The organism is Pseudomonas sp. YL2, from assembly GCF_023063025.1.
In the GTDB taxonomy this organism is placed as follows: Bacteria; Pseudomonadota; Gammaproteobacteria; order Pseudomonadales; family Pseudomonadaceae; genus Aquipseudomonas; species Aquipseudomonas putida_A.
On record NZ_JAJSLU010000001.1, the window covers coordinates 514,951 to 531,200 of the forward strand.

12 protein-coding genes are annotated in these 16,250 nt (G+C 63.5%); all 12 read left to right on the plus strand.

Translation table 11 applies throughout. From position 1 onward, the window contains the following. Positions 1-5: 5 nt before the first annotated feature. The 12 genes from LVD08_RS02400 to mdcH all read left to right on the plus strand — a co-directional run bounded on the left by LVD08_RS02400 (position 6) and on the right by mdcH (position 16,204). Positions 6-545 carry a chemotaxis protein CheW gene (locus LVD08_RS02400; RefSeq protein ID WP_007964098.1) on the plus strand — a complete coding sequence of 180 codons (540 nt, stop codon included), beginning with the start codon at positions 6-8 and terminating at the stop codon, positions 543-545. A gap of 154 nt (positions 546-699) precedes the next feature. After that, entirely contained in the window at positions 700-2,754 is a 2,055-nt protein-coding gene (locus tag LVD08_RS02405) for a methyl-accepting chemotaxis protein (RefSeq protein WP_247267296.1), read from the plus strand. An 11-nt stretch (positions 2,755-2,765) separates the two neighbouring features. Then, the gene (locus LVD08_RS02410) at positions 2,766-8,666 is read left to right on the plus strand and encodes an Hpt domain-containing protein (RefSeq protein WP_247267364.1); all 5,901 of its coding nucleotides are present in this window, start codon (positions 2,766-2,768) and stop codon (positions 8,664-8,666) included. Continuing rightward, complete coding sequence (locus LVD08_RS02415; protein ID WP_096795755.1) at positions 8,659-9,129, plus strand: chemotaxis protein CheW; 471 nt, start codon at positions 8,659-8,661, stop codon at positions 9,127-9,129. The genes LVD08_RS02410 and LVD08_RS02415 overlap by 8 nt, the downstream gene beginning before the upstream one ends. Positions 9,130-9,637: 508 nt before the next feature. After that, positions 9,638-10,003, plus strand: coding sequence for a DUF6124 family protein (locus LVD08_RS02420; RefSeq protein ID WP_247267297.1), 366 nt, complete (start codon positions 9,638-9,640; stop codon positions 10,001-10,003). 202 nt (positions 10,004-10,205) lie between these two features. Further along, a complete protein-coding gene (mdcA, locus tag LVD08_RS02425) occupies positions 10,206-11,876 on the plus strand; it encodes a malonate decarboxylase subunit alpha (protein WP_247267298.1) in 1,671 nt (556 codons plus the stop codon). Continuing rightward, positions 11,876-12,748 (plus strand): triphosphoribosyl-dephospho-CoA synthase, encoded by an 873-nt coding sequence (locus tag LVD08_RS02430; RefSeq protein WP_247267299.1) that lies wholly within the window; start codon positions 11,876-11,878, stop codon positions 12,746-12,748. The genes mdcA and LVD08_RS02430 overlap by 1 nt, the downstream gene beginning before the upstream one ends. Beyond that, positions 12,748-13,047: a malonate decarboxylase subunit delta gene (locus tag LVD08_RS02435; RefSeq protein WP_003229075.1), complete on the plus strand. Its 300-nt coding sequence runs from the start codon at positions 12,748-12,750 to the stop codon at positions 13,045-13,047. Before LVD08_RS02430 ends, LVD08_RS02435 begins: the two co-directional genes overlap by 1 nt. After that, on the plus strand, positions 13,040-13,891 hold the full coding sequence (locus LVD08_RS02440) for a biotin-independent malonate decarboxylase subunit beta (protein ID WP_247267300.1): 852 nt from the start codon (positions 13,040-13,042) through the stop codon (positions 13,889-13,891). The genes LVD08_RS02435 and LVD08_RS02440 overlap by 8 nt, the downstream gene beginning before the upstream one ends. Continuing rightward, positions 13,888-14,673: a biotin-independent malonate decarboxylase subunit gamma gene (gene mdcE / locus LVD08_RS02445; RefSeq protein WP_247267301.1), complete on the plus strand. Its 786-nt coding sequence runs from the start codon at positions 13,888-13,890 to the stop codon at positions 14,671-14,673. The genes LVD08_RS02440 and mdcE overlap by 4 nt, the downstream gene beginning before the upstream one ends. Further along, positions 14,667-15,287, plus strand: a complete 621-nt coding sequence (locus tag LVD08_RS02450) for a malonate decarboxylase holo-ACP synthase (RefSeq protein WP_247267302.1) — start codon at positions 14,667-14,669, stop codon at positions 15,285-15,287. The genes mdcE and LVD08_RS02450 overlap by 7 nt, the downstream gene beginning before the upstream one ends. Next, the gene (gene mdcH / locus LVD08_RS02455; protein ID WP_247267303.1) at positions 15,284-16,204 is read left to right on the plus strand and encodes a malonate decarboxylase subunit epsilon; all 921 of its coding nucleotides are present in this window, start codon (positions 15,284-15,286) and stop codon (positions 16,202-16,204) included. Before LVD08_RS02450 ends, mdcH begins: the two co-directional genes overlap by 4 nt. Positions 16,205-16,250: the final 46 nt, after the last annotated feature.

A 16,250-nucleotide genomic window follows, 5' to 3' on the forward strand; every position in this document is an offset into this window, starting at 1 on the left:
CGGCCATGAACCAGTCGCTGACCGCGTTCGAGCTGCTGTGGCAGATCGACCAGCGCTGCCGTCTGCTGGCGGCGGACCTGCCGTCGCAGCCCGGCCGTCAGGATCGCTGGAGCGGCATCGGCTTTCGCCTCGGCGAGCATTGGTACGTGACGCCGATGGGCGAAGTCAGCGAAGTGCTGCACGAGCCGCGCTGCACTCAGTTGCCCGGGGTCAAGCCGTGGGTCAAAGGGGTGGCTAACCTGCGTGGGCGCTTGCTGCCGATCATGGACCTGTGCGGCTTCTTCGGTCACGAGCTGTCGCCGCTGCGCAAACAGCGGCGTGTGTTGGTGGTGGAGCACAACGATGTGTTCGCCGGGTTGCTGGTGGATGAGGTGTTCGGTCTGCAGCACTTCGAGCAGGACAGCTTCGAACCGATCTCGATCAGCAAGCGCCAGGGCTCCAAGGCCGAGTTCGTCAAAGGCTATTTCCGGCGCGAGCAGAACTGGCGGGTGTTCAGCCTGTTTGCGCTGGCCAAATCGCCAGTGTTCATGAGCGTCGCGATATAACAGATTCAACACTGTCCCCTGTGGGAGCGAGCCTGCTCGCGAAGAGGGCGTGTCAGGCAAGATAAATATTGGCTGACCCGACGCTTTCGCGAGCAGGCTCGCTCCCACAGGGATTGCAGCAGGCCTCAAAGATGTGGGTTAAGGGCGAGGACCGATGATAAAGGCAAAAACAGGCAAATCGGCGGAAGGGTCGCGCAGTCGCTCGCAGATCATCGTGCTGTTCATCGCACTGATCGTGTTCATCATGCTGCTGTTCGCCAACTTCGCCTACCTCAACACCCAGGCCAACTACGACAAGCAGTACATCGGCCACGCCGGTGAGCTGCGCGTGCTGTCGCAACGCATCGCCAAGAACGCCACCGAAGCGGCTGCCGGGAAGTCGGCAGCGTTCAAGCTGCTGAGCGATGCGCGCAACGATTTTGCCCAGCGCTGGGGTTACCTGAAGAAGGGCGATCCGGCCACCGGCCTGCCGCCCGCGCCGGCCACCGTGCGCCCGGAAATGCGCGCGGTGCAGCTGGATTGGGAACGCCTGCTGAAAAACACCGATGCGATTCTCTCCAGTGAGCAGACCGTGCTCTCGCTGCATCAGGTCGCCGCGACCCTGGCTGAAACCGTGCCGCAGTTGCAGATCGAATACGAAAAAGTCGTCGAGATCCTTCTGCAACGCGGCGCCCCGGCAGCGCAGGTGGCGATGGCCCAGCGCCAATCGCTGCTGGCCGAACGCATTCTCGGCGCGGTCAACACCGTGCTGGCCGGTGACGAAAACTCGCAGCAGGCTGCCGATGCGTTTGGCCGCGACGCCACCCGTTTCGGCCAGGTGCTCAACGGCATGTTGCAGGGCAACCCGACCCTGAAAATCAGCCAAGTCGAAGACCGTGATGCCCGTGCGCGGCTGAGTGAAATTTCCGAGCTGTTCCAGTTCGTCTCCGGCTCGGTGGACGAAATCCTCGAAACCTCGCCGGAGCTGTTCAAGGTCCGGGAGTCGGCGAGCAATATCTTCAGCCTGTCGCAGACCCTGCTCGACGAAGCCTCACACCTCGCCAGCGGTTTCGAAAACCTTGCAGGCGGGCGCAACACCGACACCATCGGCGGCTACGTCCTTGGTTTGCTGGCGCTGGCCTCGATCATCCTGATCGGCATGGTCATGGTTCGTGAAACCAACCGCCAGTTGCGCGAGACCGCCGAGAAGAACGAGCGCAACCAGAACGCGATCATGCGCCTGCTCGACGAGATCGAAGACCTCGCCGACGGTGACCTGACGGTGACCGCCTCGGTGACCGAAGACTTCACCGGGACCATCGCCGATTCGATCAACTACTCGGTTGACCAACTGCGCGATCTGGTCGCGACCATCAACCTCACCGCCGGCCAGGTCGCCGCCGCCGTGCAGGAAACCCAGGCCACCGCCATGCACCTGGCCCAGGCCTCGGAGCATCAGGCGCAGCAGATTTCCGAAGCCTCGACCGCGATCAGCGACATGGCTCAGTCGATCGATCAGGTCTCGGCCAACGCCGCTGAATCCTCGGCGGTGGCCGAGCGCTCGGTGGAGATCGCCAACAAGGGCAACGAGGTGGTGCACAACACCATCCACGGCATGGACAACATTCGTGAACAGATTCAGGACACCGCCAAGCGCATCAAGCGTCTGGGCGAGTCGTCGCAGGAAATTGGCGACATCGTCAGCCTGATCGACGACATTGCCGACCAGACCAACATCCTCGCGCTCAACGCGGCGATTCAGGCCTCGATGGCCGGGGATGCCGGGCGCGGCTTTGCCGTGGTCGCCGACGAAGTGCAGCGGTTGGCCGAACGTTCGTCCGCCGCCACCCGGCAGATCGAAACCCTGGTGCGGGCGATTCAGACCGACACCAACGAAGCGGTGATTTCCATGGAGCAGACCACCACCGAAGTGGTGCGCGGCGCCCGACTGGCGCAGGATGCCGGAGTGGCACTGGAAGAAATCGAAGGCGTTTCGAAAACCCTCGCCGCGTTGATTCAAAGCATCTCCAACGCGGCGCAGCAGCAGACCTCGTCGGCCGGGCAGATCTCGCTGACGATGAACGTGATTCAGCAGATCACCACGCAGACCTCGTCCGGCTCCACCGCCACCGCCGAGAGCATCGGCAATCTGGCGAAAATGGCCAGTCAGCTGCGCCGTTCGGTATCCGGTTTCACCTTGCCGTCGGCGTCCGCGACGGATAAGGCGTGAGTGGAGTGGTTATGGGTGACCGGCACGACTACGTGGCCCTCGAATGGGTCAAGGGTGAAATTGCCGAAACGCTGAAACAGGCGCATCAGGCGATTGAAACCGTGCTCGATGACCCGCAGGCCACGCCGGGGCTGGATGAGTGTCTGGCCTATATCCATCAGGTGCACGGCAGTTTGCAGATGGTCGAGTTCTACGGCGCGGCGTTGCTCGCCGAAGAAATGGAGCATCTGGTCGAAGCCTTGCAGCACGGGCGCGTCGCCCATCGCGACGAAGCCCTGCACTTGCTGCTGCAAGCCCTCGGGCAATTGCCGATTTACCTTGATCGGGTGCAGAGCGCCCGCCGCGACCTGCCGCTGGTGGTGCTGCCGCTGATCAACGATCTGCGCAGTGCGCGCGGCGACAGCCTGCTCTCGGAAACCAGCCTGTTCAGCCCGCCACTGCCGGACTTGCCGCCGTTGAGCGCAGAAGCGCTGGCCGCGCTGGAGCCGGCCGAGTGGCCCAACATGCTGCGCAAGTTGCGCCAGATGCTGCAAATGGCGCTGGTCGGTTTGCTGCGCGAGCAGGATGACCAGACCCACCTCGAATACCTGGCGAAAGTCTTCCAGCGCCTCGAAGCGCTCAGCGCCGATGCGCCCCTGAGCCCGCTGTGGCAGGTCGCTTCAGCGCTGGTCGAAGGCATGCGCGAAGGCGCCATCGCCAACAGTCCGGCGCTGCGCAGCCTGTTCAAGGACGCCGACAAGGAACTCAAGCGCCTGCTCGAACAAGGCCCGCGCGGCCTCAATCAGCCGCCCCCGCCGGAGTTGCTGAAAAGCCTGCTGTTCTATATTGCCAAAGCCGAACATCCCACCGGGCAGATGCTGACCATGAAAGATCGCTACTCCCTGGACGACGCGTTGCCCGACAGCGCGATGGTCGACGAAGAACGCGCGCGTCTGGCCGGCCCCGACCGCGATGCGATGCGTTCGGTGCTGGCGGCGCTGTGCGAAGAGCTGGTGCGGGTCAAGGAGCGTCTCGACCTGTTCGTGCGCAGCGACCGTCAACACACCTCCGATCTGGAGAGCCTGCTGGCGCCGTTGCGACAGATCGCCGACACCCTCGCGGTGCTCGGTTTCGGCCAGCCGCGCAAAGTCATCATCGATCAACTGGCGGTGGTGCTCAGCCTCGCTCAGGGCCAGCGCGAGCCGAATGACGCGACCCTGATGGACGTTGCCGGCGCGCTGCTTTACGTCGAAGCCAACCTCGCCGGAATGGTCGGCACCGTCGAGCCGGAAAGCCCCGAAGACGCGCGCCTGCCGACCACCGACCTGACACAGATCCATCAGATCGTGATCAAGGAAGCACGCATCTGCCTGCAACAGGCCAAGGACATGATCGTCGATTACATCGACGCCGACTGGGATCGCCAGCAACTGCAACCGTTGCCGGAACTGCTGACCCAGGTGCGCGGCGCGCTGGCGATGATTCCGCTGAGCCGGGCGGCGAGTCTGGTCGAAGCCTGCAACAGCTTCATTCGCGAGCATTTGCTGCTCGATCCGCACGAGCCGGGCTGGCAGCAACTGGATCATCTCGCCGACGTCATCACCAGCCTCGAGTATTACCTCGAACGCCTGAGCGACGACCCGCAGGCGCCGAATGAACAACTGCTGGATGTCGCACAAAAGAGCCTCGCCAGCCTCGGTTTCTTTCCACACGAACAGCACGTGCCGCTGCTCGATGATGTGCTCAGCCCCAGCGAAGCGCTGGTGATGCAGGATCTGCAGGCACTGGATGACCCCGAGGCCGTGCAGTCGCTGGCCGACGTGCTGGCCAGCCCGGTGTCAGCAGTCAACCCGCCGGCCTTGATCACTCCCGGCAGCCTGATGCCGCCGCCGGTCGATGAAGCACCGGTGGACGATGAACTGCGCGAAGTGTTCCTCGAAGAGACCGACGAAGTCCTCGAAGTCCTGCACGAATACCTGCCGCGCTGGACGGCCGACACCCACGACCGCGCCGCCCTGACCGAACTGCGCCGCGCTTTTCACACCTTGAAGGGCAGCGGGCGCATGGTGCGCGCGTTGATCCTTGGCGAGCTGGCCTGGGCGGTGGAAAACCTGCTCAACCGCGTGCTGGAACACAGCGTCGAACCTGGCGCGCAGGTGCAGCAGTTGCTCACCGACACCGTGTTGCTGCTGCCGGAACTCATCAGCGAATTCGCCACGCACCGCCAGCGTCAGCGCAGCGATGTCGATCAATTGGCGGCCCGCGCGCATGCGCTGGCCAAAGGCGTCGAGCCGCTGGCGGCCGAAGACGTCGCCGACGTGGCAGCCCTCGACCCGTTGTTGCTGGAGATCTTCCGCAACGAGGCCGAAACCCACCTCGCCAGCCTCAACCGCTTCCTCGATCAGGCTGCCGAGCATGTGCCGCTGCCGGCCAGCGACGAATTGCAGCGCGCCTTGCACACGCTCAAGGGCAGTGCGTCGATGGCCGGCGTGTTGCCGATTGCCGAACTGGCCGCGCCGCTGGATAAACTGGCGCGCGAGTTCAAGGCGCATCAGTTGCCGCTGGATCTCGATGAAGTGGAATTGCTCCTTGAAGCCGAAGGCCTGTTCCGCGTCGGTCTGCGCCAGCTCAAGCACGATCCGCTGGCACCGATTGTCGGTGCGCAGTCGCTGATCAAACGCACCGAAACGCTGCTGGCCGAACGCCTGGAGGCGATCCTCAACGCGCCGAACACCGGCCTGCGGATCAAGCGCGATCCGCAGTTGATCAACAACTTCCTCGCTCAAGGCATGGACATCCTGCTCGACGCCGAAAGCCTGTTGCAACGCTGGCAGCAACACCCCGGCGAGCGCCAGGAGCTCAGCGCGCTGCTGGACGAACTCACTACTCTGGGCGAAGGCGCACACCTCGCCGATCTGCTGCCGGTGGACGTGCTCTGCGAAGCCTTGCTCGACCTCTATGGCGCCGTCGAAGAAAGCAGCCTGGCGGTCAGCGACAGGTTTTTCCACGAAGCGCAGAACGCTCACGAAGCGCTGATCAACATGCTCGACGAACTGGCCGCCGGTCAGGAAATCACCCCACAGCCGCAGCGCATTCGCGCCCTGCACGAACTGCTCGATGAAAGCCTCGACCCGGCAGCGATGGGGCTGATTCGCAGCGACGGCAGCCGCACCTTGAGCATCAGCGAACTGGGCGCCGCGACCGCCGAACTCGCCCACGCCAATGCCGAGACCGCACCGGACGACGAGATCGTCGAGATCTTTCTCGAAGAAGCGGTGGACATTCTCGACAGTGCCGGACAAGCCTTGCAGCGCTGGTTGAGCGACCCGGACAACGCTGCGCCGCTGTCGTCGTTGCAGCGCGATCTGCACACCCTCAAGGGTGGCGCGCGGATGGCCGAGGTCGATGCCATCGGCGATCTGGCCCATGAGCTGGAAAGTCTCTACGAAGGTCTGGTAGATCGTCGCCACAGTTACAGCGAGCTGCTCGGACGCTTGCTGCACAAGAGCCACGACCGCTTGGCCCAGTTGCTTGAACAGTTGCACAACCATCAGCCACTGACCCCGGCGCAAGACTTGATCGAAGCGATCCGCCAATTCCGTCAGGGCCAGTCCGGCAGTGCCGAAACGGCGCAGCCGACGGCTGTACCCGACAGCGCGGCGCATGATCCGGAACTGCTGGAAATCTTCCTCGAAGAAGGTTTCGACATCATCGAAAGCTCCGGCGCGGCGTTGTTGCGCTGGCAGGCCGAGCCGGGCAATCGGCAGGAAGTGGAAACCCTGCTGCGCGATCTGCACACCCTCAAGGGCGGCGCGCGGATGGTCGAGATCGGCCCGATCGGCGACCTCGCCCATGAGCTCGAATACCTTTACGAAAGCCTCGCCACCGGCGTGCTGCAACCGTCCGCCGAACTGTTCGCGCTGGTGCAGCGCGGGCATGACCGCCTGGCGCAAATGCTCGATGGCGTGCGCGCCGGGCAGCCATGCCCGCCGGCGGATCGGCTGATCAACGCGATCCAGAATTTCAGCCACCCGGCGACTCCTGACACACCGTCGCCGTTGCCGATTCCGGCCAAGGCCGAGCCTGCGGTACCCGCCGCCGATGCCGGCGCAGACATGGTCAAGGTCTCCGCCGAACTGCTTGATGACTTGGTCAATCTGGCCGGCGAAACCTCGATTTTCCGTGGCCGTATCGAGCAACAAGTCAGCGATGCACAAACCGCGCTGAACGAGATGGAAACCACCATCGAACGCATGCGCGATCAGTTGCGCCGACTCGACACCGAAACCCAGGGACGGATCCTCAGCCGTCAGCAAGTTGATGCCGAACGCCTCGGTTACGAAGAGTTCGACCCGCTGGAAATGGACCGCCATTCGCAGTTGCAGCAACTGTCGCGGGCGCTGTTCGAGTCTGCCTCCGACCTGCTCGATCTCAAGGAAACTCTCGAGCGCCGCAACCACGACGCCGAGAACCTGTTGCAGCAACAGGGGCGGATCAACACCGAATTGCAGGAAGGCCTGATGCGCACGCGCATGGTGCCGTTCGAACGCATGCTGCCGCGCCTGAAACGTATCGTGCGGCAGGTCGCCGAAGAGCTGAACAAGGACGTCGCGTTCATCATCGGCAACGCCGAAGGCGAGATGGACCGCAATGTGCTGGAGCGCATGGCCGCGCCGCTGGAGCACATGCTGCGCAACGCCGTCGACCATGGTCTGGAGTCGGCCGAAGTACGGCTGGCGGCGGGCAAACCGGCGCAGGGCACGATTACGCTGGATCTGACCCGCGAGGGCGGCGACATCGTTTTCGATATTCGCGACGATGGCGCCGGGGTGCCGCTGGACGCGGTGCGGCGCAAGGCGATCAAGCGCGGCCTGCTGGCACCGGACGCCGAACTCAGCGACCGCGACGTGCTGCAATTCATCCTGCAGCCGGGGTTCTCCACGGCGGAAAAGATCACCCAGATTTCCGGGCGCGGCGTCGGCATGGACGTGGTTCACGAAGAAGTCCGTCAGCTCGGCGGCACCATGAGCATCGACTCGGTGCCGGGGCAGGGTGTGCATTTTCGCATTCGTCTGCCGTTCACCGTGTCGGTCAACCGCGCGCTGATGGTGCAGTGCGGCGAGGATCAATACGCGATTCCGCTGAACACCATCGAAGGCATCGTCCGCGTCCTGCCGAATGATCTGGAAGGGCACTTCCGTAACGATCCACCGAGCTACCACTACGCCGGCCAGCGCTATGAGTTGTGCTACCTGGGCGAGCTGCTGAAAACCGCGCCGCGGCCCAAACTGCTCGGCCAGAGCCTGCCGTTGCCGGTGCTTCTGGTGCAGTGCAATGACCGGCACATCGCGGTGCAGGTCGATGCGATGGCCGGCACTCGCGAGATCGTGGTCAAGAGCCTCGGCCCGCAGTTCGCAGCGGTGCAGGGGGTGTCCGGGGCGACGATTCTCGGCGATGGCCGGGTGGTGCTGATTCTTGACTTGCTCGCGCCGATCCGCGCGATGCAGGCGCGGGTTGCACAGCGTCCGGCGCAGGCGGAAATCGACAGCGAACCGCAGAAGCCACTGCTGGTGCTGGTGGTCGATGACTCGGTGACCGTGCGCAAGGTCACCAGCCGTCTGCTCGAACGTCACGGCATGAACGTGCTGACCGCCAAGGACGGCGTCGACGCCATGTTGCTGCTCGAAGAACACATGCCTGACCTGATGCTGCTCGACATCGAAATGCCGCGCATGGACGGCTTCGAAGTCGCCACCCAAGTGCGCAACGATGAACGCCTGCAGCACCTGCCGATCATCATGATCACCTCGCGCACCGGGCAGAAACACCGCGACCGCGCGATGGCCATCGGCGTCAACGACTACCTCGGCAAGCCGTATCAGGAATCGGTGCTGCTCGAAAGCATTGCCCACTGGAGCAAGAAACATGCATGAGCGCCGCCACAACGCGCGCACCAGCCAACTCACCGGCCTGCTGCTGCCGTTGGCCGATCGCAACCTGATCCTGCCCAACGTCGCCGTCGCCGAACTGATCGACTATCAGGCCAGCGCCTTCGACCTCGACACACCGCCGTGGTACCTGGGGCGGGTGAGCTGGCGCGAACGGCAGATTCCGCTGCTGAGTTTCGAGTCGGCCTGCGGGCAGAAAGTCGTCATCGGCGAACGCGCGCGGATCGTCATCCTCAACGCCCTCGGCGGCTTGCCACAGCTGAAGTTCATTGCGCTGCTGGTGCAGGGGATACCGCGTTCGTACAAGCTCGACAGTCAGTTGAGTTATGTCGATGTGCCGTTGTGTGCGCTGGAGCAGGCGGCGGTGCAGGTCGGGGAGCAGGTGGCCAAGGTGCCGGATTTGTTGGGGTTGGAGCAGTTGTTGGTGGAGGCAGGGCTGGTTCACTGATCCAGCCTTTGTGCTGCTCTGACTGGCCTCTTCGCGAGCAGGCTCACTCCTACAATTGGAATGCGTTCCTCCTGTAGGAGTGAGCCTGCTCGCGATAGCGCCTGCGGCATCACCCAAAATCTGAGAGACAAATCTCAATCCCTTCAGTGCAATAAACACTATTCAGCATGGTTGTTTAAAAACACTCAGTGTTACGCCTCACCAGCCTACAAATCCTTGCGCCGCTGCCTACGCATGCACCAGAATCCGCCGGCTTGTGCGCCCTCGGCAGGCTGCGTAACTTGATTGCGTCACTGATTCCCAGTGATCGGGTTTAGCAGCCCGGCTTTGTCCTTTCCCCGGTGCACGAGATTCATCCAGTCAGGCATTCGCCTGCGCTTGATGGTGGCTGTGCGCATGGCACCTTCGGGTGCGCCGGGTTGGGGATTGACCGGTCTGCTAACTTGCGCATAGCCGCCACCCTATCGTTTAGCAGCGGGATGGTGCGGCCTAATAGAGGTTTATCCCCATGTTCAAAGTAACGCCAAATCCGCCGGTCACCGACACGGCATCCCCTTACGAAGCCCCCGAATCAAAGAAATTCCACGAAGCCGCCGAACGCGCGCTCGACCATTACCTCGGCCCGCCAAAACCCGACCTCATGGCCACGCCCTACACCCCCAACACGCTGTACATGGCCAACCCCGACGCCGACAGCGAATCCCTGCTGGCCGACGCCAGCGAATCCCTCGGCTCCGCTACGGTCATGCTCAACAACCATGCGGCGCTGGTGCAAGGCATGCACCGCAAGACGCTGCAGGGCATTGCTCAGGTGGTGATGGTGGCGGAGATGGCGGTGAATCGGGTGTTGGACAAATTGGTGCCCACGGACTGAAGAGTTGCGGCGAGGCCTCTAACGCCATCGCGAGCATGCTCACTCCTACATTTGGAATGCGTTCTCCTTGTAGGAGTGAGCCTGCTCGCGATAGCTATCCCAATCATTACGCTCAGCGTAATAATTCACCACCGCGCTTGATTGATGCCCCCAATCCACACGCCTAACGTAGCTCCACGACAGCGAACCCCGTGGAGTGAGCATGACAACAATAATTTCCCCCGACTCGCGCTGGACGCGGCGGCGTGACGAGAAGCAGCGGCGTCTCGACAAGGTGCGCGGGCTGGCCGACGGTGTGGTGTTGCCCAGCGACAAGATCGTCGCCGCGCTCGAAGCGCTAATCCATCCCGGCGACCGGGTGGTGCTGGAGGGCAACAACCAGAAACAGGCGGATTTCCTTTCCCGTTCGCTGGCCAAAGCCGATCCGGAAAAGCTGCATGATCTGCACATGATCATGCCCAGCGTCGGTCGCTCCGAGCATCTGGATCTGTTCGAACGCGGCATCGCCCGCAAGCTCGATTTCTCCTTCGCCGGCACCCAGAGCCTGCGCATCAGCCAGTTGCTCGAAGACGGTCTGCTGGAAATCGGCGCGATTCATACCTACATCGAACTCTACGCCCGGCTGGTGGTGGACCTGATCCCCAATGTCGTGCTCTCGGCCGGGTTCATGGCCGACCGCGCCGGCAACATCTACACCGGCCCCAGCACTGAAGACACCCCGGCACTGATCGAACCGGCCGCGTTCAGCGACGGCATCGTCATTGTCCAGGTCAACCAGTTGGTCGACGACGTCAGCGAACTGCCGCGCGTCGACATCCCGGCGTCATGGGTCGATTTCGTCGTGGTGGCCGACAAGCCGTTCTATATCGAACCGCTGTTCACCCGCGACCCACGGCACATCAAACCGGTGCACGTGTTGATGGCGATGATGGCGATTCGCGGGATCTACGAAAAACACAACGTGCAGTCGCTGAACCACGGCATCGGTTTCAACACCGCTGCCATTGAGTTGATCCTGCCGACCTACGGCGAATCCCTCGGCCTCAAAGGCAAGATCTGCCGCAACTGGACGCTCAACCCGCACCCGACCCTGATCCCGGCGATCGAGAGCGGTTGGGTCGAGAGCGTGCATTGCTTCGGCACCGAACTGGGCATGGAAAACTACATCGCCGCGCGCCCGGACGTGTTCTTCACCGGGCGCGACGGCTCGCTGCGTTCCAACCGGATGTTCTGCCAACTCGCCGGGCAGTATGCGGTGGATCTGTTTATCGGCGCGACGTTGCAGGTCGATGGCGACGGCCATTCCTCGACCGTGACCCGTGGTCGCCTCGCCGGTTTCGGCGGTGCGCCGAACATGGGCCACGACCCGCGCGGTCGCCGTCACGGCACCCCGGCTTGGCTCGACATGCGCCACGACGATTCACAGCAACCGATGCTCGAACGCGGCAAGAAACTTGTGGTGCAAATGGTCGAGACCTTTCAGGAGGGCGGCAAACCGACCTTCGTCGAAACCCTCGACGCGGTGGAAGTGGCGAAGAAAAGCGGTATGCCGCTGGCACCGATCATGATCTACGGCGACGACGTTACCCACCTGCTCACCGAAGAGGGCATCGCCTACCTGTACAAAGCGCGCTCGCTGGAAGAACGCCAAGCGATGATCGCAGCGGTGGCCGGCGTCACCGCCATCGGCCTGCGCCACAACCCGAAAGATACCGAACGCATGCGCCGCGAAGGCCTGATCGCCTTGCCCGAAGACCTCGGCATCCGCCGCACCGACGCCACCCGCGAACTGCTGGCAGCGAAAAGCGTGGCTGATCTGGTCGAGTGGTCCGGCGGCCTGTACAACCCGCCCGCCAAATTCAGGAGCTGGTAATGCACGCACTCAACCTGCAAGCGAAACCCCTGAGCCTGAGCGAACGTCTGGCCGATCTGGCGGTGGATGCGCTGATCGACGAAGCCGATCTGTCGCCGAAACCGGCGCTGGTGGATCGGCGTGGCAATGGCGCGCACACCGATCTGCACCTGGGCCTGATGCACGCCTCGGCGTTGTCGTTGTGGCCGGCGTTCAAGGAAATGGCCGAGGCCGCCAGCGCGATGGGCGAAGTCGGTTTGCCGTTACGCGAAGCGATTGGTCGCATCGGTCGCGAAGGCGAGCAAGCGATGCTCGCGACCACCAACGGGGTGAATACCCATCGCGGGGCAATTTGGGCACTGGGATTACTGGTGACCGCCGCTGCGCTGGAACCGAAATCCTCAAGTGCCAACGCCGTCTCTGTTCGCGCCGCACGTCTGGCATTACTCGATGACCGCTACGCACCAAAACCGCTGAGCCACGGCGCACAAGTCGCCCTGCGTTACGGCGCACGCGGTGCCCGTGAGGAAGCGCAACTCGGCTTTCCGTCTGTGCTGCAACGCGGCCTGCCGCAACTCAAACGCAGCCGCGCCAGCGGCCACGGCGAACAGAACGCCCGGCTCGATGCACTGCTGGCGATCATGACCGATCTGGCCGACACCTGCGTGCTCTACCGCGCCGGTGAACAAGGTCTTCAGGCCATGCAACAAGGCGCGCAAGCGGTGCTCGACGCCGGCGGCAGCGCCAGCCTCGGCGGGCGTCGGCGCCTGCACGAACTGGATCAACAACTCATCGCATTGAATGCCTCGCCCGGTGGCGCCGCCGACTTGTTCGCCGCCACGCTGCTGCTCGATCGAATCGAGCGCGACGGCATCCTTCAGGGAGCGTTTTGATGGAAACCTTATCCTTTGAATTCCCCGCCGGGCAGCCGCCACGCGGGCGCGCGCTGGTCGGTTGTGTCGGCTCGGGCGATCTGGAAGTGCTGATCGAACCGGGGCTGGCCGGCAAGCTGACGATCAATGTGCAGACCTCGGTCAACGGTGCGCAGCAGCGCTGGCAGCATCTGTTTGCGCGGATGTTCGACGGCACCACCCCACCGGCGATGGCCATCGATATCCACGATTTCGGCGCCACGCCGGGGGTGGTGCGGCTGCGTCTGGAACAAGGTTTCGAGGAGATCGGCCATGACTGACAGCGCAGCGCTGTTGCACAAGCACAGCTTCGTCGAACTCGGGGCGCGGCAACGGGCGAAAGCCTTGCTCGACGCCGGGACCTTCCGCGAATTGCTCGACCCGTTTCAACGGGTCATGTCGCCGTGGCTCGAACGCCAGGGCGTGGTGCCGCAAGCCGATGACGGCGTGGTGATTGCCAAAGGCAGCCTCGACGGCCTGCCGGTGGTGATCGCCGCCATCGAAGGCGCGTTCCAGGGCGGCAGCCTTGGCGAAGTCGGCGGAGCGAAGATTGCCGGCGCGCTGGAACTGGCCGCCGAAGACAACCGCAAAGGCATTCCGACCCGCGCCATTCTGCTGCTGGAAACCGGTGGCGTGCGATTGCAGGAAGCCAACCTCGGGCTGGCGGCGATTGCCGATATTCATGCGGCGATTGTCGATTTGCAGCAGTACCAACCGGTGGTCGGTGTGGTCGCGGGCAGTGTTGGTTGCTTCGGCGGCATGTCGATTGCTGCCGCGCTGTGCAGCTATTTGCTGGTGACCCAGGAAGCACGCCTCGGCCTCAACGGGCCACAGGTGATCGAGCAGGAGGCCGGGATCGAAGAGTACGACTCCCGCGACCGGCCCTTCATCTGGAGCCTGACTGGCGGCGAGCAGCGTTTCGCCAGTGGGCTGGTGGATCGTTATGTCGCCGATGATGTGGCGCAGATCCGCCAGCAAATCGGTGAACTGTTGCAGCAAGGTTTGCCAGCACAACCGCGCAGTCAGCGTGCCGAATGGTTCCTGCAACGCCTGAACCGTTTGGACACTGCCAGGCAAATCGAACCGTCGGTGGTTCGCGACCTGTATCAAGGAGAGCGCTCATGAGTGGTTATTCCGTGCGCGGTTTGAACTGGTTCAACGCCCTGACCGGTGGGGCGAAAGCGGTCGAAGGTTTGCCGCCATCGTTGAAGGTCGCCGATGGCGAACTCGGGCGGTTTATTGCTGTGGTCGCTGACCCGGACAACCGCTTTCCACGCGCTCGCAATGGCGAAGTCGGTTTGCTCGAAGGCTGGGGTCTGGCCAAGGCGGTGGATGAGGTGATCACGGCAGATCGCGACAAAGCGCGGAAGCGCCCGATCATCGCCATCGTCGACGTCCCGAGCCAGGCTTACGGTCGTCGCGAAGAAGCCCTCGGCATTCATCAGGCCCTGGCCGGTGCGGCGGATAGTTATGCCCGCGCCCGTCTGGCCGGGCATCCGGTGATTGCGCTGCTGGTGGGCAAGGCGATGTCCGGGGCGTTTCTTGCCCACGGTTATCAGGCCAACCGCTTGATTGCCCTGCGCGATCCCGGGGTGATGGTGCATGCGATGGGCAAGGCCTCGGCGGCGCGGGTGACGCTGCGCAGTGTCGAGGAACTGGAAGCACTGGCCGCCAGCGTGCCGCCGATGGCCTATGACATCGACAGCTACGCCAGCCTCGGATTGCTTTGGGAAACCCTGTCGGTGCAGCAGATCGAGCAGCCGACGGCGGAGGATCTGGCGCGGGTGACCGAGTGCCTGAAACAGGCCATCGACGATGTCTCCGGCACTGACTTGCGCAACCGACTCGGCGCGAAAAACCGTGAAGCCTCCAGCCGCGTGCGTGAACTGCTGAGGGCGCAGTGGTGAACCTGCCACTGGCCCACGACCTGCTGTGGGGCATGACCCCGGCGCAGCTGCCGGCGGATGCGCCGCAGTGGGCGATCGAGTCGCTGGCTGCCGGGCAACCGGTGGTGGTGCGGCGGGCTGTTAGCGCTGAAGGTTTTGTGGCGGTGGGCGTGCGCGGTGTGGTGCGTGAGCAGCGGCTGGCGGCGTTCCTGAGCCTTGATGCGATAGTGCGTCGGGTCAGTCCGGAAGCGCTTTGTCATGTCGGTTGCGAGCGCGATTTGCCAGTGATGCAGGCGCTCAAACAACTGCGCCCAATGCTTGATGACTGCGGTTGGGTCTGGGGTATCAGCGGCAGTGTCGGGTTCGAGTTGGCCAGTGGTTTTAGAGCGATGCACGCGGCCAGCGATCTCGATCTGATTCTGCGTACCCCGCAGCTGATTACTCGCAATCAGGCACGCAAACTGGTCGAGCTCTTTGATCAAGCCGTGTGCCGGGTCGACATGCAGTTGCAGACGCCGTTCGGTGCAGTCGCGTTGCGCGAATGGGCCGGCGGGGCTGCACGGGTGCTGTTGAAAAACGCCCATCAAGCGTGTCTGGTGGCTGATCCGTGGAACCCGCAGGAGCAGGCAGCGTGAGCAGCCTGTTGGTGTTCCCCGGCCAGGGCGCGCAGCAACCGGGCATGCTCCAGCGTTTGCCTCGGGCGACCTTGACCGAGGCCAGCGAGGTGCTCGGTGAAGATGTCGCGCGGCTCGATTCTGCCGATGCGTTGCGCAGCACCCGGGCGGTTCAGCTGTGCCTGTTGATCGCCGGGGTCGCTGCTTCGCGGCAGTTGCTGCAGGACGGACTCACGGCGGATTACGTCGCCGGCCTGTCCATCGGTGCGTACCCGGCAGCGGTGGTCGCCGGGGCCTTGAGCTTCAGCGATGCGCTGCATCTGGTCAGCCTGCGTGGCGAGTTGATGCAGCAGGCTTATCCACAGGGCTATGGCATGACCGCGATCATCGGTCTGCAATTATCCACCGTCGAAACGCTGCTGGCGCAGGTGCACAGCGCGGAGTCGCCGGTGTATCTGGCCAACATCAATGCCGATAACCAGGTGGTGATTGCCGGCAGCGACAAGGCCATGCAAGCGGTGGCGGAACTGGCGCGCAGTCGTGGCGCCGGTCTGGCGAAACGCCTGGCGGTGAGCGTGCCGTCGCACTGCCCGTTACTGGAAAAACCTGCGCAAACCCTCGCCGAAGCCTTCGCCAAGGTTGCACTGAAGACCCCGAAAATCGCTTACCTGAGTGGCAGCCGCGCGCGTCCGCTGATCAAGCTTGATGCCCTGCGCGACGACCTCGCTTTCAACATGTGCCGCGTGGTGGACTGGCGCGGCACCGTGCAAAGCGCTTACGAGCGCGGCGTACGTTTACAAATCGAACTGCCGCCCGGTGCGGTGCTGACCGGGCTGGCGCGCCGGGTGTTCGAATCGGGCACGGTCACTGCCTTTGACAGTGCGCGGCTCGACACCCTGCAAGCGCTGTTGCGTGAGGAGGGAAACCGCCGACCCTAAACTGCCGCGACTCAGGCTTCGAACAACAAAAACAACATTCGACGAT